This window comes from Saccharopolyspora spinosa NRRL 18395 (assembly GCF_000194155.1).
GTDB lineage: Bacteria > Actinomycetota > Actinomycetes > Mycobacteriales > Pseudonocardiaceae > Saccharopolyspora > Saccharopolyspora spinosa.
The window spans coordinates 42,846-59,415 of the sequence record NZ_GL877881.1 but is presented as its reverse complement, the minus strand read 5'-3'; the positions used below and the strand labels follow the sequence as shown (position 1 = coordinate 59,415).

Sequence of the window (16,570 nt, the reverse complement as noted above, 5' to 3'; positions counted from 1 at the left end):
TTGAAGTCCTGTCGCCGACCCCTGAGCGCTCTCGGGAGTTGCAGCGGGGGTCAGCGCTTGGCCGGGGGGAGGCCGAGGCCGACCGCGGCGACGATGTCCCGTTGCACCTCGTTGGCTCCGCCGCCGAAGGTCAGGATCAGCGAGGAGCGGTGCATGCGTTCGATCCGGCCGCGCAGCGCAGCGCCCCGCGAGCCGCTCCGCACGTAGGCGGCGCTCCCGAGCACCTCCATCAGCAGCCGGTAGGCCTCGATGGCGAACTCCGTGCCGTACACCTTGGTCGCGGACGCGCTGGCCGGCGCAGGCTGCTCCTCGACGGTGGCGGCGATCTTCCAGTTGACCAGCTTGAGGAACTCCACCCCGGCGTGCACGCGGGCCAGGTGGCGCCGCACCCACTCCTGCTCCAGCACCCGCCGCCCATCGGCGAGCCGCGTTTCGCGCGCCCACTCCAGGACCTCGTCCAATGCCAGCCGCAGCGGAGCCGACGAGGTGAGCGCGACGCGCTCGTGGTTGAGCTGGTTGGTGATCAGCGGCCAGCCCTCGTTCTCGGCACCCACCAGTGCCGACGTCGGCACGCGCAGGTCCTGGTAGTAGGTGGCGCTGGTGGATGGCCCGGCGACCGTGTGCACCGGGGTCCAGGAGAAGCCGGGCGCGGCGGTGGGCACGATCAGGATGCTCAGGCCGCGGTGCTTCTTCGCGTCCCGGTCGGTGCGGCAGGCCAACCACACGTAGTCCGCGTACGAGATGAGGCTGGTCCACATCTTCTGGCCGTTGATCACGTATCCGTCGCCGTCGCGGTCGGCGGTGGTGCGCAGCGAGGCGAGGTCGGTGCCCGCCTCCGGCTCGGAGTAGCCGATCGAGAAGTGGATCTCGCCGGAGGCGATCTTAGGCAGGTAGAACGACTTCTGCTCTGGGGTGCCGAAGCGCATGATGGTCGGCGCGATGCTGTTGAGCGTCAGGAACGGTACCGGGGCGCCTGCGATCGCCGCTTCGTCGGTGAAGATCAGCTGGTCCAGCATGCTCCGGTTCTGCCCGCCGTACTCCGACGGCCAGCCCAGCGCCAGCCAGCCGTCCGCGCCCATCTGCCGGACCAACCGCTGGTAGGCCACTCCGTCGCCGTAGTCGCCGTGCGCGGTCAGTTCCTCGCGGAGCTCCGGCGTCATGAGCTTGCCGAAGTAGCGGCGCAGCTCCTTGCGCAGCTGCTCCTGCTGGGGCGTGTAGGCGATGCGCATGCATCCCTCCTGCATCGGCGGGGGAGCGTGTGGAACACGTTTCACTAACCATAGACCGGATGGTTCGGAATGGTCGACCATCACGAAGTTCCAGCTGGATTCCCGGCGGGTCGGCTGGCGGGCCCGGCGGGAAAACAAGTTCTACGCCGATGTGACATACGGCCAGGAATCCCCGGAATCCGCCGGTGGCCCACAGCACCGGAACGTCCCTGAAACCGGTGTCCTCCGACGTGCAGGCTGTGGCAAGGGAAGTCCGCGAGGAAATGGCGGCGATGCCGGTTCCGGCGGACCTGGTCCCTAACCTGGAATCCCTCGCCCCCTGAGCGAGATGTGATCGGCACCGGGCGACCGGGCACCTCCCGATCAGGGCGAGGGCAGGTAGATCACGAGATACATCGCCCAGACGAGAACGAAGACGACGGTGCCGACCGCCGCCGCGGCAAGACGTCCTCGTTTCCGCTGCCCGGCCCGCCGGGTAGCGAGTTGGTGCACGCCGAAGGCCAGGAAGAGAACGATTCCCGCCACCAGGACGACCGTTGCGGCAGGACTGTGCTGCCAGCCCCAGGCAGCTGCTGCCAGCACGCCGGCGAACAAGGCCAGCGCCACCGACGCCAAGAGCGCCTCGGCGAGGAACTCGCCGAAAAGCTCACCGACTCTTCTCGCGAGTCGCCATCTGCGCCCGTGGTCGGAGTAGTCGCGCCGCTGCTGCCGCAACGCACGCTGGGCCTGCGGAGCGCTACGTGCCCGGATCGGCAGGTCCTTGTTGGCACTTCCTCCGGGATCAGGCACGGAATGCGGCATGCCCATCCCACGCCACCCTCGGCAATAAGGTTGCCCCACGGCCCGCGCTCTACTGTGCCGTGATTCGGCAGGTCTCCTCGAAACGGGGAAGCTCGGGGAGCCGGTCGACGATCTCGTGCTGCGCCATCTGCGATGCCGTGATCGGCACCAACCTGGCGGGCACGACCCGGGTGACAACGTTGTCGGCGCGCCACCGGTACTGCAACGGTCCGCAATGGGTCCAACGTTCGGGCGGCGGACCGGCCCGCACCACGTGCGTCTGACCGGTCGGCGCGTGCCGGAGCACCGCAGCGAACGCCCGCCACGCAGGGTGACCCTCCTCGTCGGTCACCACGACGTTGGTGCCCGTTTCGGACGGTGCGGCAGGCGGCCCGGTGGTGGTGAGCACGTCGTGCCCGGCGGTGACGGCACCTTCCGTAGCCACTCGGCCGTCCGCCGTCGCGGGCCCGATCGGCACCAGCTCGCAGCTCGGCGGGAAGCTGCCGAGCAGAGCCGCGACCTGCGCGGGGTCGGCGTCACTGCCAGCGAGATGCGGGGATGCTGCGGGGCCACCGGCACGGCCTGCGTTGCGGCATGGTCGGTGTCGGAAGCCCGACCAGCAGCCCGGCAGGCACCGAGACCGCATCGGGGGAGTCGGGCAGCGATGCCTCCACGACGGCATCCGATACCGCGACCCCACCGGCCCAGCCGCCCCACCAGGCGCGCGTCGACCTGCTTCCACTGCTCGCCGGGCGGCGCTCCGGGCCACGGCCTGCCGCCCCCGCTGACCCGGTGGGGACGGCGGCCTCGCCGCACCGCGCAACGCGGGTATATCCCTCACGTACCGGGCGCACTTTGCCCAGGTGGACGCGTTCGTGGGGGCTTCCCATACTGAAGGTGTCGGCCTCACAGGACTCGCCCGGCGGCGGGTCGGAGAGGAGTGCGTGATGGGGCGCGCGGTTGGAATCGACCTTGGGACGACGAACTCGGTGGTGGCCGTGCTGGAAGGCGGCGAGCCCACGGTGATCGCCAATTCCGAGGGTTCCCGGACCACGCCGTCGGTGGTGGCCTTCGCGAAGAACGGTGAGCTGCTGGTGGGGCAGCCGGCCAAGAACCAAGCGGTCACCAACGTGGACCGCACCATCCGGTCGGTCAAGCGGCACATGGGCACCGGCTGGAAGGTCCAGATCGACGACAAGACCTACACACCGCAGGAGATCAGCGCCCGCGTGCTGATGAAGCTCAAGCGGGACGCCGAGTCCTACCTGGGGGAGGACGTGACCGACGCGGTGGTGACGGTGCCCGCGTACTTCGACGACTCGCAGCGGCAGACGACCAAGGAGGCCGGGCAGATCGCCGGCCTCAACGTGCTGCGGATCATCAACGAACCCACCGCTGCGGCGCTGGCCTACGGCCTGGAGAAGGGCGAGAAGGAGCAGACCATCCTGGTGTTCGACCTCGGTGGCGGCACCTTCGACGTCTCGCTGCTGGAGGTTGGCGAAGGGCTGGTCGAGGTCAAGGCCACCTCGGGGGACACCCACCTCGGTGGTGACGACTGGGACGAGCGGGTCGTCGAGTGGTTGGTGGACAAGTTCCGGGCCTCGGCTGGCATCGACCTGACCAAGGACCGGATGGCCATGCAGCGGATCAAGGAAGCCGCCGAGAAGGCCAAGATAGAGCTGTCCAGCTCCTCGCAGACCAGCATCAACCTCCCGTACATCACCGTCGACGCGGACAAGAACCCGCTGTTCCTGGACGAGACGCTGTCCCGAGCCGAGTTCGAACGGATCACCTCCGACCTGTTGGAGCGCTGCCGCAAGCCGTTCAACAACGCGATCCGGGACGCCGGGGTCAAGGTCGGCGACATCAACCACGTGGTGCTGGTCGGCGGTGCGACGCGGATGCCGGCCGTGACGGACCTGGTCCGCGAGCTCACCGACGGCAAGGAGCCGAACAAGGGCGTCAATCCCGACGAGGTCGTCGCCGTGGGTGCCGCGCTGCAGGCCGGTGTGCTGCGCGGTGAGGTGCTCACCGGTCTCCCGCCGGCGCCGCGCGGCTTGCCGCAGATCGAGGTCACCTTCGACATCGACGCCAACGGCATCGTGCACGTCAACGCCAAGGACCTCGGTACTGGCCGGCAGCAGTCCATCAAGATCAGCGGCGGTTCGGCGCTGCCGAAGGACGACATCGACCGGATGGTCAAGGACGCCGAGGCGCACGCCGACGAGGACCGCAAGCGCCGCGAGGAGGCCGAGACCCGCAACCAGGCCGAGACCTTGGTCTACCAGACGGAGAAGGTGCTCACCGACAACGCCGACAAGATCCCGGCCGACACCCGGACGCAGGTGCAGGACGCGATCAAGGACGTCAACGAGGCCCTCAAAGGCGACGACGTCGACAAGATCCGCTCGGCCGTCGACCACCTCGCCGCGAGCTCACAGGCCATCGGCCAGGCCATCTACGGCCATCAGCAGCAGGCCACGGCCGACACCAGCGGCGACGGCCAGGCGAAGCAGGCGGACGAGGACGTGGTTGACGCCGAGATCATCGACGAGGACGAGAAGAAGAAGGACTGACCTGTCCATCTACAGTGGATGATCGAGGCGATAGCTTCTCGGGTGCGGTAGAGGCGGCCTCGGAAGGAGCTGTGAAGCGAACGGACCGTTCGGCCCGCCCAACGGAGGCTGGTGCTCGCACCGTCTTGTAGGACCCCGTCACGGTGTCCTGGCGCGGGCCGGCGGCTTCGATGATCAGCGTCTCCGACAGCGCCGCCGCGGACCTGATCCCTCGGCGAGGTGGGGCTCGAAGCCCTCGCCGCGACCCTCGCGGACCTGGGACGTGCGCAACGACCGTGGTGGAGTTCGACAGCGAAACGCCGGTCGCCGTGGCGGTGTGCACGCTCGCGGCCCGAGCTGACTCGGCACTCGGACCTGCGTTCCGGCCGGTTGTGATCGAGTTTTTTCGCGGATTCGGCGCGTGGTGCGGCGCGCGGAACCTGGATCCATATCGATCCGCTATCGTGCGAGAGGCTGGCGCGGATTGGCGCTATCGTCCCGGGGCTGCTTCTTTGGGCGGCAGGCCAGCTCGTCCGGCAGGCCAACCCGAAAGGAAGACTTCCTTGCGGCACAACGAAAACCGCGTCGGTCGTCGAGCGACCCTGGGCGCGTTCCTGGCCGCCCCGGTGGTGGTCGCGTGCGGTTCGAGCGGTGTGGCGGCAGCACCCAGCGGCGCGGGGCCCGCCCCGAACGGCAAGTACGCCCCGGTGTTCGCCGACCTGGAGCGCCGCTACGACGCCCGGCTGGGGCTGTTCGCGGTCAACGTCCACACCGGACACGTCCTGGACCACCGCGCCGACGAGCGGTTCGCGATGTGCTCGACGTTCAAGACCTACGCGGCCGCCGCCCTGCTGCGCGAGCACGGGCTGGACAGCGGCTACTTCGACAAGTTGATCCACTACACCGAGGCAGATCTGGTGGCTGGCTCGCCGATCACCAAGCCCAGTGCGGGCACCGGCATGCTGGTTCACGAGCTGTGCGCCGCGGCGATCAACCGCAGCGACAACACGGCGGCCAACCTACTGCTCGCGGAGCTCGGCGGCCCGGCGGCGATCGCCCCGTTCGCGCGCTCGATCGGCGACGGCAGCACCCGCCTGGACCGCTGGGAACCAGACCTCAACACGGCGATCCCCGGCGATGAGCGCGACACCACCACCCCGGGCGGAATCGCCGCAGGCCACCGCGCGCTGGTGGTGGGCGATGCCCTCGGCGGGCCCGAGCGCGACCGGCTGACTGGGTGGCTCTTCACCAACACCACCGGCGGCAAGCGGATCCGCGCGGGTTTGCCACCAACCTGGCGCACCGGCGACAAGACCGGCACCGGCGACTACGCCTCGGCCAACGATGTAGCGGTGACCTGGACGGACAAGGGCCACCCGATCGTCATCGCGGTCCTGACCACCCGGCCGAGGAAGGACGACGAGGTGAACAACGGTTTGCACGCCGAAACCGCACGTATCGTCGCCGAAGCGCTGGGCTGACCGCGAAGCATCGCTGCTACCCGGCCGCGGCCACTGTGGATTCTTCCGGCCTCAGACGGCGGGAAGCGTTGCGGTCACGCGGAAACCGCCGTCGGGCAGCGGTCCCGAATCGAGGTCCCCGCCGGCCAGCTGCACGCGTTCGCCGAGACCGATCAAGCCCTGCCCGCCGCTGGGCAGGGCGCGCCGGAAGTCCGCGGCGGGACGGCTGTTGTGGACCGAGACGGCCAGGCGTTCGGGTTGGTAGGTGAGCGCGACCGCGGCCCGGGAGCCGCCCGCGTGCTTGTGCACGTTGGTCAGCGCCTCCTGGATGACCCGGTACGCGGCGCGTTCGATGTGGTCGGGCAGCTGCCGGCGTTTTCCCTCGATCCGCAGTTCGGCGGCCAGCCCCGCATCGCGGGAGGCGGAAACCAGCGCCTCGACGTCCTGCAAGGTCGGCTGGGGCGGCTCCGGTGCCTGGTCGGTGGGGTCTGAGCGGAGCACGCCGATCATCTGCCGCAGTTCGTTCAGCGCCCCGCGACCGACGTCCTGGATGGTCGCGGCGGCTTGGGCCGCCTTCTCGGGATCCTTGTTCGCGAGCAGCTCCAGCGCGCCAGCGTGCACCACGACCAGACTCACTTGGTGCGCAATGGAGTCGTGCATCTCGCGCGCGATGCGGGCGCGCTCCTCGGCGCGGGTCCGGTCGGCGATTAGGGCCTGCTCCCGCTCGGCTCGTTCGGCGCGCTCGACCCAGTGGGCCAGTCGCGCCCGGCGACCGGCCATGTAAAGCCCTACGACCACGGGGAACAGGGTGAAGAGCACGTAGATAGCGAGGGAGAATAAGGAACCGCGGGTTACGAACGCGAAGCCGTTGAGCAGCAGGCCGGGACTCAACACGACTCCAGATCAACTTCTGAAACAGGCCCTAGTGCGTACAGAGCGAACGGGGTGCCCCAGAAATACGTATTCGCGAGGTGCGCGGCCACCGTGACCACGGTGACGGTGGCCGGGAACCGCCGCATCGCCAGCAGGGCAAGCGAACCCGCGAGCGCCACCGCCATCGGCAGGATCACGTCGACGTTCCAGCCGGGCTGGTTCTGCAGGATGTCATACGCCGAGATCAGGAAGACGATTCCGCTGATGGCGGCCAGGATCATCCACCTCGGCACGCGCGCCAGCCGGGCCGGTCGGGTGCCGAGGAAGTACTGCGGCTCCTCCGGGTCGAACCTGCCCGGCAGGTTCGCGATCAGGTTTCGCATTGCCACACCTGGAAGACTATGGGAAACGCGCGCGGACCGAATTAGCCTGCGGTCGTACTACCTGGGTATGACACCGCCCCGCCGACTGCGGAGTTCTTGCGATCCGGGACTGATCACAGGATCGAACTCGCGGGCGACGCCCGCGCAGTGGAGCGCGCCATAGCTTTGTCGCATGGTCCACGCGCACGAAAATCCAACAGCAGCGCCCGCCCGGTGCTTTCGAGATGTCCGGCGCACGCGACGCAGCCGTGCCCCACCCGGCAGAAACGCTTGCACGGTGTCGATCTGGCCCGTGCCCTCCTGGGCATGTTCGTCGCGCACATCGGACCGGCGGCGCTGAACCCGTAGGTGGGAACCGGGAGATCGCCGAACAGTTCTACAGCAGCCACCGCACGGTCGAATACCACCTGCGCAACGTCTTCGCCAAGCTGGGCGTCCGCTCCCGGGTCGAGCTCGCGAAGCTGGTGACGTGACGCCGGTCAGGACTTCTTGGCGCGGCTCGGGGCGACGCGGGGCGGCTCGTTGGGCTGCTTCGGGTACACCGGCGGCCACGGCGCGTCCTGCAGTCCGCTGGCCATGTCCCGCTGCGACTGCTCCAGCAGCGGCTCGATCGACTGCGGCTGCCGGTCGGCCCACGGGTCGCCGCGCTCCGCGACCCGGCCCGGCACCGTCGCGATGGTGAGCTCGTTGGGCTCGGTCGAGGCGAGTTCGTCCCAGCCGATCGGGGTCGACACCTGCGCCCCCACCCGGGGCCGGACGCACCACGCGCCGAAAACCGTCTTGTGCGGGGCGTTCTGGTTGAAGTCGACGAACACCCGGGAGCCCCGCTCCTCCTTCCACCACTGCGCGGTGATGAGGTCGGGGTGGCGGCGCTCCAGCTCGCGGGCCAGCGCCACCGCCGCGGCCCGCACCTCGTAGCTGTTCCAACGCGGTTGCAGCGAAACGTAGATGTGCAGGCCCCGGGATCCGGACGTCTTCACGTGCGCCTCGATGCCCTGCTCGGCGAGCAGTTCCCGAGTGGCCGCGGCGGCCTCCACCACCTGCGGGTACCGGACGCCGGGGGAGGGGTCGAGGTCGATGCGCAGCTCGTCGGCGATCTCCGGAGTGTCGGCGTGGTACGGCCAGACGTGGAACCCCAGGCACCCGAGGTTCACGGCCCAGATGATGTGCGCCAGGTCGGCGGCGACGAGCGCGTCGCTGGCGGTGCCGTTCGGGGTGGCGACGACGGTGGTCTGCAACCACGGCGGGGCGGACTTCGGCACCCGCTTCTGGAAGAACGATTTGCCGCCGGCACCGTCCGGATACCGCTCCAGCAGCAGCGGCCGCCCCTGCAAGGTGCCCAGCAGCGGACCGGCGACGGCTTGGTAGTAGCGGACTAGGTCGAGCTTCGTCTCGCCGCGCTGGCTGAAGAAGACCTTGTCGGGGTGCGACACCGAAACCTCGGTGCCCCCGACGTCCAACGTGACGCCTTCGCTCATCGCCGACCCTCCGCCCGTTCGGTCACGCCGCAAGCGTAGGTCGCCGACGACCCCGTCGCAGGCATGTTCGGACGCTCTTCCCCGGCCCACAGCTGCTCGCGCTGTTCGCGATGCGGTCATACCGTGCAGCGGTTGTACTGGAACCCGATGGTCCGGGGCGCGAGTCGGCGAAGGCATTCGGGGCCCGCGCGAGGTGTTCCAGGAGTGTCCCGTGAGTGAACTGCTCTTCTCCGATCGCGCCGATTTCGACGACGCCGACCGCGGATTCATCGCCGCGCTGAAACCCGGCGCGGTGCAGGACGACCGTGGGCGCGTCGTGTGGAACAACGACGCGTACGACTTCCTGGCCGGTGACTGCCCGGCCACGGTCGATCCCAGCCTTTGGCGGCAGTCCCAGCTGTGCGCCAAGCAGGGGCTCTACGAGGTCGTTCCGGGGATCTACCAGGTCCGCGGGCTCGACCTGTCGAACATGACCCTGGTCGAAGGCGAGCGCGGGGTGATCGTGATCGACCCGCTGGTGTCGGTCGAGACGGCCGCGGCGGCGCTGGCCCTGTACCGGCAGCACCGCGGCGAACGCCCGGTCACCGCGGTGATCTACACGCACTCCCACGTCGACCACTTCGGCGGTGTCGAAGGCGTGGTGTCCGGCGAGGTGCCGGTCCTGGCCCCGGCGGGATTCATGGCGCACGCCGTGTCGGAGAACGTCTACGCCGGCATCGCGATGGCGCGACGAGGCACCTACCAGTACGGGATGTTGCTGCCGAACGGGCCGGACGGGCAGGTCGGCACGGGGCTGGGGCAGAACGTGTCGACGGGCCGAGTCTCGCTGATCCCGCCCACAACGGACATCACCCGCACCGGGCAGGAGGAGACGCTCGACGGGGTGCGCATCCAGTTCCAGCTCACGCCGGGCACCGAGGCGCCGGCGGAGATGAACTTCTACTTCCCGGAACACCGCGCGCTGTGCCTGGCGGAGAACGCGACTCACAACATGCACAACGTCCTCACGTTGCGCGGTGCCGAAGTCCGCGACGCCCGGATGTGGTCGCGCTACCTCACGGAGACCATCGCGCGGTACGGCGAGCACACCGACGTGGCATTCGCGTCTCACCACTGGCCCACCTGGGGCGGAGATCGGGTCCGGAAGTTCCTGACTGAGCAGCGCGACCTCTACGCCTACCTGCACGACCAGACGCTGCGCCTGACCAACCTGGGCTACACGGGCTTGGAGATCGCCGAGCGGATCGAACTGCCCCCGGCGTTGGACAACGCCTGGCACGCGCGCGGCTACTACGGCTCGGTCAGCCACAACGTCAAGGCGGTGTACCAGCGCTACATGGGCTGGTTCGACGGCAATCCGGCCTCGCTCTGGGAGCACCCGCCGACGGAGTCGGCGAAGCGCTACGTCGAGTGCATCGGCGGCGTGGACCGCGTCGTGGAGAAGGCCCGCGAGTACGCGTCGGCGGGGGACCTGCGGTTCGCCGCGCAGCTTCTCAAGCACGCCGTGTTCGCCGAGCCAGGCCACGCCGCCGCCAAGGAGCTGCTCGCGGACACCTACCAGCGCCTCGGGTTCGGCTCGGAGAACGCGACGTGGCGCAACTACTACCTCACCGGGGCGCACGAGCTCCGGAGTGGAATCGTCCCGACGCAGGTCAGCATCTCCGGCGGGATGGCCGCGGCGTTGACGGTCGAGCAGATCCTGGATTCGGTGGCGATCCGCGTCGACGGGCCGCGCGCCGCGGACACCAGGCTGGTCATCGACTGGCACGTCACGGACGTCGACGAGCACGTGCGCACCACGCTGTCCAACGGCGCGCTGAGCCAGGAGCCCGTCCGGGACGACGAACCGGCCGACCTCGCCCTCACCCTGACGAAGGCCCAGCTGCTCGGGCTGATCGCCGGTCAGCAGCCGGACGGCATCGACTACCGGGGCGACCGCGCCACCCTCGGCCGCCTGCTCGGCCTCGTGGACGAGCCCGACCCGAACTTCCCGATCGTGACGCCCTGACCGGTCGAGGACTACTCGGTCGAGGACTACTACTGCCCGGGATGGGGCTGGGTCGTCGCAGGCGGGTACGGCGTAACGCCCTCGGCCCGGTGGCGCAGTGAGCCCAGCCAAGCCAGCCCGAGCGCGGACACGACGATCAGCCCGACCCAGTTGATAAGGGTGAACAGGTGCGTCTGCAGAACGGTCGGCTTGGGCACGTAGCCGAGCTGGAGCAGCAGGTGCTGGCCGGGCGTTTCGGTCAGCGCCATCACGAGCAGCAGGGCGATGCCGTGCATGGAATCCCACAGCGAGTGCAGGACGACGACACCGAGGTAGGCCAGCACCACGCCGCCGGTGATGCGCCATCGGCCGTTGCGGGTGGCCGCGAACAGGGCCCCGCCGAGGATGGCCGTCCAGAGCCCGTGCCCGACCGGGGCGAGGACGCCCCGCAGGATCTCGGTCTCCACCACCTGCCACAGGGAAAGACCGTGGATGGTGATCAGCGCGTTGAAGGCGTAGCCGGCGCTTTCGAAGGCGGCGAAGCCGAATCCGACGGTGGCGCCGAGCACCAGCCCGTCCCGGAGGGTCCGCCGGGCCATGCCGCGCGCGACGTACAGCAGCGCCAGTGCCTTGACGAGTTCCTCGATGAGCCCGACGCCGAGGTACATCCACACCGACGGCGACAGCAGGTAGGTCTCCAGCAGCGACGCGGCCAGCACGCCGAGCACGCCGCCGACGATGAACGCCTCGACGACGCGGCCCGCCGAGAAGTCGGGTGACGGGCGTTGGGTTAGCCAGACAACGAAGGTGACGGGCACCAGGAAGCTGCCCAGGAGCACGACGGTCGGCACCAGGTTCGTGTTCCCGGTCAGGCCGGTCACGACGACGGTCAGCACCCACAGCAGCAAACCGATGCCGAAGATGCGCAACCAAGGGCGGTTTCGGTGCTTGGAGCGGACGCGCTGGCCGGTCATTCCAGACCCTCCGGAGGTCGCGGAAGTCTCATGTGGACGGACATCGAGGTGAAAATCCCCGGAGCCCGATCGGCAGCGGGCTCCGGGGTGGCTGTCGGTCGCGCGCCTCAGCCGGCCGGTTTGGCCTCGGTGTCCTCGAACGCGTGGCGCAGCGCCGCTTCCTGCTCGTTCGACAGGTTCGTGTGGATGAGTTCGGCGTGGTCGCCCGGGAAGCGCTCCTTGATCCTGTCCAGCACCGCGTTGTCGCTGAGCAGGAACAGCGCCGAGGTGCCGGGCACCACCTTGCTCCGCGTTTCGTCGATGAAGTCGTCATCGATGCCCGCATCCGTCAACGAGCCGGCCAGCGCCCCGGTCGCGGCCCCGATGGCGGCGCCGAGGATCGGCACGAAGAAGATCAGCCCGAACAGCAGGCCCCAGAACATGCCGCCGAGTGCGCCGGCCCCGGTCAGGTCGTGCAGCTGCCGCGTCTTCGGCTTCTTCGCCGACTCCGGCCACGTCACGGTGGCCGCGTCGTGGATGGTGATCAACTGCTCCTTCTGCAGGGCCTGCAGCTTCTGCACCGCTGCCTCGGCGCCTTCCGGACTGTCGAACTTCCAGGCGGTCAAAGTGGCCATCGGTTCTCCTCGGACCTCAGCGATTCCACGCGAAGCTGGGCGTACCCAGCTCGCCCAGTAGAACCGCCCACTCGCCCCCCACGCACCCCAAACCAAACCCGAAAGAGTGAGGGGTCGCGGGCCTTCCGGTCTGTTCGACGGCAAGCCGAATGCCCATGCCCGGCGGCCTCAGCGTTCGGTGCAGGCGGACCGCAGGCGGCTAAGACCACGAACGTCAGCAGCCTTCACTCGTTCGTGTTTCCGCACCGTGCGTGGCAGCCGGGTAGCGGCTGTACTGCGAAAGGCGTTCGACGCGTCCGCCGAACCTCGGCCGGGGAGGTGGCTGGCATGAACGGTGCCGACGACGGCGAGGTCCCGGCTAGCTCCGCGAGCGGTCGACCGGGGCTCACGCTCCTCGACCACGCGAAGATCGCCTGCGTGTACCTGCTGGTCGGGGTCTTCGCGGTGCTGGCCTTCAACGTCCGCGAGATGCTGGTCCTGATCTTCCTGGGTTTCTTCCTGGCGCTCGGTGTGGAACCGGTCGTCGCGTGGCTGCACCGGCACGGTTGGCGGCGCGGGTTGGCGCTGCTGGTGCTGGTCGTGGGGATCGCGCTGGTGGTCGGCGCGCTGGTGCTGCTCGCGGTGGTGCCCGCCGTGGGACAGCTCGGGCAGCTCGCCGCGCACATCCCGGAATACCTCTCCAGCATCGGCGCGAAGTTCGGCGGCGGCGCCGAGCTGCGAAAGCACCTCGACGACCCGAGCGTTCAGGAGCAGGTGAAGAACACCGTCAGCGCCATCTCGAACGTGGTGACGAGCAGCCTGGCGGCAGGATTCGCCGCGATCGGAGTCTTCCTGGGCGGAATCTTCGCCGCCTGCACCGCGGGGGCGCTGATGGTCTACTTCTCGCTGGCGATGCCCCGGATCGCCGGCGCCATGCAGCGCGGCGCGGTCGGCCACCCGGGCCGGGCCGAGGCGCTGCGCGCCGCGATGGGCCGCGTCGGCGGCTACGTCACCGGGCAAGCCGGGGTTTGCCTGTGCGCCGGGATCGCCTCGTACCTGTTCTTCCTCATCGCCGGCGTGCCCTACCCGGTGCTGCTGGCGCTGGTCGTCGCGGTGCTCGACGCGGTACCGCAGGTCGGGGCGACGCTGGCGTCGCTGGTGGGGATTTTCGTCGCCCTGAGCCAAAGCCTCTGGCTGGCGGTGGCGACGCTGATCTTCTTCTGCCTGTACCAGATGGTGGAGAACTACCTGATCGCGCCGCGCATCTTCGCCAAGACGGTGGAGCTCAGCCCCCTCGGCGCGTTCCTCGCGATCCTGCTCGGTGCCGCGCTGGCCGGGGTTCTCGGCGCGCTGACGGCGCTGCCCATCGCGGCTGCCCTGAAGGTCCTCATCCGCCAGTACCGGGCCGAACACCCGGCAAGATCCACGTGAGCCTTTCGGGGCTGCCACGGCAACCCCGAAAGGCTCACGGGAGGCGGCTTCAGCCCGCTACCGCCGTCTCGTGGAGGTGGCGCCAGCGGATGCCCTGCGGTGTGCGGTGCAGGACCGCCGTGGTCCTGCGCTGGGTGGTCCTGCCCTCGTGCTGGTGGGTTTCGCGGAAGTGCACCACCACGAGATCGGCCGCGTCCTCGGCTACGGTGACCTCGTCGACCTCGATGCCCAGGCCCGGTGCCGCGTTCCGCGCGCCGGAGAGAGCACCGAAGAGGTCGTCGACGGTCATCTGCCGACCGTCGGTGGTGATCATGGTGAAGTCGTCGGCGTGCGCGGCCCGCAGCGTTTCGAGCACCGCGGGTTCGCCGTCCGAGCCCATCCACTTCGCGAGCAGCCGGTGTACCCGCTCGACTTCGGTCGTGACGTCAGTTTTCACCAGCCGCGCTCCCGCCACTCGGCGAGCTTTAGGCGTTCCGCGCCCAGCGTCGAGTCGTCGCCGTGTCCGGGGTAGAACCAGGTGTCGTCCGGCAGCTCGGCGAAGATCCGGTTCTCCACGTCGTCGATCAGCGACCGGAAGTTCTCCGGGGAGCCCGTCTTGCCCACGCCGCCGGGGAACAGCGAGTCGCCGGTGAACAGGTGCGGGTGCCCGTTCGGGTCGCGGTACAGCAGGGCGATCGAACCCGGCGTGTGGCCGCGCAGGTGGATCACCGACAGCTGGGATTCGCCGACGTCGATGGTGTCGCCGTGCTCGATCAGGCGGTCCGGCGGCACCGGCAGCGCCTCGGCGTCGGCCGGGTGCGCCAGCGTGAAGCACCCCGTCTGGCCGGCGACCGCGCCGAGGGCCTGCCAGTGGTCGGCGTGCTGGTGGGTGGTCACGATGGTGCGCAGGCGCGGGCGCTGCGCGTCATGGCCGAGCAGGTCGGCCAGCCGCTCCGAGTCGTTGGCGGCGTCTATCAGCAGCGCGTCGCCGGTGCGTCGGCACACCAGCAGGTACGCGTTGTTGTCCATCGGGCCGACCGAGACCTTGGTGATGGTCAGCGCGTCGAGCTCGCGCCGCGCCGGGGCGCCGCCCGGTTCGACGTGTCCGGTGTACTCTCCTTGAGGCTCCACGGGCCGAGCCTAACGCCCCGGCTCGCGGCCCCGACGGATGATCGCCGGTCAGGCGGTCGCCCCCCTGGGCGGCACCATCAGGCCGTAGATCACCAGCACCGACAGCGCGATCACCAGCAGCGACCAGAGCGGGAACGCGGCGAGGAACGCCAGGTGCGCGATCGCGCTCAGCGCGGCCAGACCGATGCCGGTCATCCGCGCCCACATCTGCCCGTACAGGCAGCCGACGCCGGCCGCCACCTGCAAGATGCCCAGCCCCAGCCAGAACCAGCCCCACGCGTTGAAGTCGAAGACCAGCAGCTGAGCCGTTCCGACGAGGTAGTAGGTGGGACGGAACAGCGCGGTGATCCCCCCGATGATGTTGAAGACGCCGACCATCGCGATCAGCGAGCCGGCGAACGCCATCCACCCGGACATCGCGGCAGCTGGCTGTGCAGGCGCCATCGCCCACTGCTTCTGCTGTTCGGGTGCTGTCGTCTGTTCGGGCGTTGTCGTCCCCTCGGCCTTCGCCTGGGACTCGGGCCCGGTCTGCGGACTGGACATCGTGCCGCCCCCCTCAAGTTGCTCGATGACGTGTCCACCGCCAGAGTCGCGCTTTCGGGGCATTCGCGCAGCTCGACCGGGTGCTCAGATCGGCAGCTCTGCGGAACCGAGCAGCGCGAGCGTCCACCGTGGACGCGACGGCAGGTCGCGGCGTGCGGGGGCTCCGCGTGATCACGCCCTTCCCCGAACGTGACCAGCACGGCTGCGGATCGGCGTTTCGCCTGGTCAGGTGCCGTGCGTGTGCGCCAAGGAGCGCTCGCGTTCGGTGAACTGCGGAAACGGCTGTCCTCAGAGCCAGCGCGGGAGGTTCGGGAAGTCGCCGTCCAGCCGGTCCGGGCCGGTGCGGCCCAGCAGCCAGCCGAGCATCGGACCCGGCTCACCGCGCACCAGGCTCGGCGGCGAGGTGGTCCCGCGCAGGTCCCAGCTCCGCTGGTGGTCGCCGAAGTCGACCTCCACCGACAGCGCTGGCACGTCAGGCCGACCGCCGAACTGCTGCACCACGTCCTCCAGCAGTTGCTCGGCGTCCGGCTGTGGGATGTCGGCGAAATCCACGTCGTGATCGAGGTCGACCAGGTGCGCCCAGACCTCCAGCAGGCGCAGGCGCAGCATGTGGTGCGCGGGCATCGGGGCACCGACCGCGTCGGCGATCTCCGCCGTCCACGCGGCGGCTGGCAGCGAGTCGGCGGCGTGGCCGAAGCGCTCGCAGGACGCCGCCAGGTCCTCCAACAGCAGTCGTTGGCTGCGCAGCGCACCTTCGGAGATGGCCTCGTCCCGGTCGTCGCCGCTGGCGTACATCGGGTGCTCGATCCCGGTCCGCGCCCAGATCAGCAGGTTGTGGAAGCCGTCGGCGTTGCGCGCCAGGTGCGTGATGACGTGCGCCCTGCTCCAGCCGGGCAGCAGACTGGGCTGGCGCACGGACAGCTCGTCCAGCTCAGCGACGGTGTCCAGCAGCCGACTGCTGGCCCGCTCGACGGCTGCCAGCTGGGTGGTGATCTGGTGGGCGAGATGCGCGGCGGCCGCCGGTTGGGTACTGCTGCGGCCACCGGTCCCGAGGGCGATGTCAGCCATGAGTGAACCTCTGCATGCAGGGGGTGTTTCGCGACCGGTGAAGTGTCGAGCTTAATTGCGCAGGCCACAGCGGCGACAGTGCCCATTCCGGGGGAATTTGCGTATC

At 69.4% G+C, this 16,570-nt stretch carries 17 protein-coding genes; 5 read left to right on the top strand and 12 right to left on the bottom strand.

The genetic code is table 11. The annotated features are described in order from the left end of the window. Positions 1–50 precede the first annotated feature (50 nt). The 3 genes from SSPN_RS0133585 to SSPN_RS47040 form a co-directional block, all read right to left on the bottom strand. The gene (locus SSPN_RS0133585; protein ID WP_010313661.1) at positions 51–1,229 is read right to left on the bottom strand and encodes an acyl-CoA dehydrogenase family protein; all 1,179 of its coding nucleotides are present in this window, start codon (positions 1,227–1,229) and stop codon (positions 51–53) included. A 363-nt stretch (positions 1,230–1,592) separates the two neighbouring features. Further along, complete coding sequence (locus tag SSPN_RS0133575; protein WP_010313659.1) at positions 1,593–2,036, bottom strand: hypothetical protein; 444 nt, start codon at positions 2,034–2,036, stop codon at positions 1,593–1,595. A 43-nt stretch (positions 2,037–2,079) separates the two neighbouring features. Beyond that, positions 2,080–2,454 (bottom strand): hypothetical protein, encoded by a 375-nt coding sequence (locus SSPN_RS47040; RefSeq protein WP_143539533.1) that lies wholly within the window; start codon positions 2,452–2,454, stop codon positions 2,080–2,082. A 502-nt stretch (positions 2,455–2,956) separates the two neighbouring features. Between SSPN_RS47040 and SSPN_RS0133565 the strand changes: the two genes are divergently transcribed. Next, positions 2,957–4,585, top strand: a complete 1,629-nt coding sequence (locus SSPN_RS0133565; protein ID WP_010313657.1) for an Hsp70 family protein — start codon at positions 2,957–2,959, stop codon at positions 4,583–4,585. Between the two features lie 542 nt (positions 4,586–5,127). Next, on the top strand, positions 5,128–6,045 hold the full coding sequence (bla, locus tag SSPN_RS0133560; RefSeq protein WP_010313655.1) for a class A beta-lactamase: 918 nt from the start codon (positions 5,128–5,130) through the stop codon (positions 6,043–6,045). 51 nt (positions 6,046–6,096) lie between these two features. On the opposite strand, the gene SSPN_RS47035 is transcribed toward bla, so the two are convergent. Next, positions 6,097–6,915: a sensor histidine kinase gene (locus tag SSPN_RS47035; RefSeq protein ID WP_148272078.1), complete on the bottom strand. Its 819-nt coding sequence runs from the start codon at positions 6,913–6,915 to the stop codon at positions 6,097–6,099. Continuing rightward, on the bottom strand, positions 6,912–7,280 hold the full coding sequence (locus SSPN_RS0133550) for a hypothetical protein (RefSeq protein ID WP_010313651.1): 369 nt from the start codon (positions 7,278–7,280) through the stop codon (positions 6,912–6,914). The genes SSPN_RS47035 and SSPN_RS0133550 overlap by 4 nt, the downstream gene beginning before the upstream one ends. A gap of 224 nt (positions 7,281–7,504) precedes the next feature. On the opposite strand from SSPN_RS0133550, the gene SSPN_RS61875 reads away from it, so the two are divergent. After that, positions 7,505–7,753 carry a helix-turn-helix domain-containing protein gene (locus tag SSPN_RS61875; protein WP_029535988.1) on the top strand — a complete coding sequence of 83 codons (249 nt, stop codon included), beginning with the start codon at positions 7,505–7,507 and terminating at the stop codon, positions 7,751–7,753. A 6-nt stretch (positions 7,754–7,759) separates the two neighbouring features. Here SSPN_RS61875 and ligD read toward each other — a convergent pair whose 3' ends face one another. Next, the gene (gene ligD, locus SSPN_RS0133540) at positions 7,760–8,758 is read right to left on the bottom strand and encodes a non-homologous end-joining DNA ligase (RefSeq protein ID WP_010313649.1); all 999 of its coding nucleotides are present in this window, start codon (positions 8,756–8,758) and stop codon (positions 7,760–7,762) included. 211 nt (positions 8,759–8,969) lie between these two features. On the opposite strand from ligD, the gene SSPN_RS0133535 reads away from it, so the two are divergent. Next, positions 8,970–10,766 (top strand): alkyl/aryl-sulfatase, encoded by a 1,797-nt coding sequence (locus tag SSPN_RS0133535; protein ID WP_010313647.1) that lies wholly within the window; start codon positions 8,970–8,972, stop codon positions 10,764–10,766. 29 nt (positions 10,767–10,795) lie between these two features. Here the strand turns inward: SSPN_RS0133535 and SSPN_RS0133530 are convergent, their stop codons facing one another. Continuing rightward, the gene (locus tag SSPN_RS0133530) at positions 10,796–11,719 is read right to left on the bottom strand and encodes a PrsW family intramembrane metalloprotease (protein ID WP_010313646.1); all 924 of its coding nucleotides are present in this window, start codon (positions 11,717–11,719) and stop codon (positions 10,796–10,798) included. A gap of 107 nt (positions 11,720–11,826) precedes the next feature. Then, positions 11,827–12,333 (bottom strand): DUF1269 domain-containing protein, encoded by a 507-nt coding sequence (locus SSPN_RS0133525; protein WP_010313644.1) that lies wholly within the window; start codon positions 12,331–12,333, stop codon positions 11,827–11,829. Between the two features lie 327 nt (positions 12,334–12,660). Here SSPN_RS0133525 and SSPN_RS0133520 point away from each other — a divergent pair, with 327 nt between their 5' ends. Next, a complete protein-coding gene (locus SSPN_RS0133520; RefSeq protein ID WP_010313642.1) occupies positions 12,661–13,743 on the top strand; it encodes an AI-2E family transporter in 1,083 nt (360 codons plus the stop codon). 49 nt (positions 13,744–13,792) lie between these two features. Here the strand turns inward: SSPN_RS0133520 and SSPN_RS0133515 are convergent, their stop codons facing one another. The 4 genes from SSPN_RS0133515 to SSPN_RS0133500 form a co-directional block, all read right to left on the bottom strand. Then, the gene (locus SSPN_RS0133515) at positions 13,793–14,179 is read right to left on the bottom strand and encodes a DUF4440 domain-containing protein (RefSeq protein ID WP_237710884.1); all 387 of its coding nucleotides are present in this window, start codon (positions 14,177–14,179) and stop codon (positions 13,793–13,795) included. Further along, the gene (locus SSPN_RS0133510; protein WP_010313637.1) at positions 14,176–14,853 is read right to left on the bottom strand and encodes an MBL fold metallo-hydrolase; all 678 of its coding nucleotides are present in this window, start codon (positions 14,851–14,853) and stop codon (positions 14,176–14,178) included. The genes SSPN_RS0133515 and SSPN_RS0133510 overlap by 4 nt, the downstream gene beginning before the upstream one ends. 48 nt (positions 14,854–14,901) lie before the next feature. Beyond that, a complete protein-coding gene (locus tag SSPN_RS47030; protein ID WP_049887710.1) occupies positions 14,902–15,396 on the bottom strand; it encodes a DUF7144 family membrane protein in 495 nt (164 codons plus the stop codon). A gap of 288 nt (positions 15,397–15,684) precedes the next feature. Then, complete coding sequence (locus SSPN_RS0133500) at positions 15,685–16,464, bottom strand: maleylpyruvate isomerase family mycothiol-dependent enzyme (protein WP_010313634.1); 780 nt, start codon at positions 16,462–16,464, stop codon at positions 15,685–15,687. Positions 16,465–16,570 lie beyond the last annotated feature (106 nt).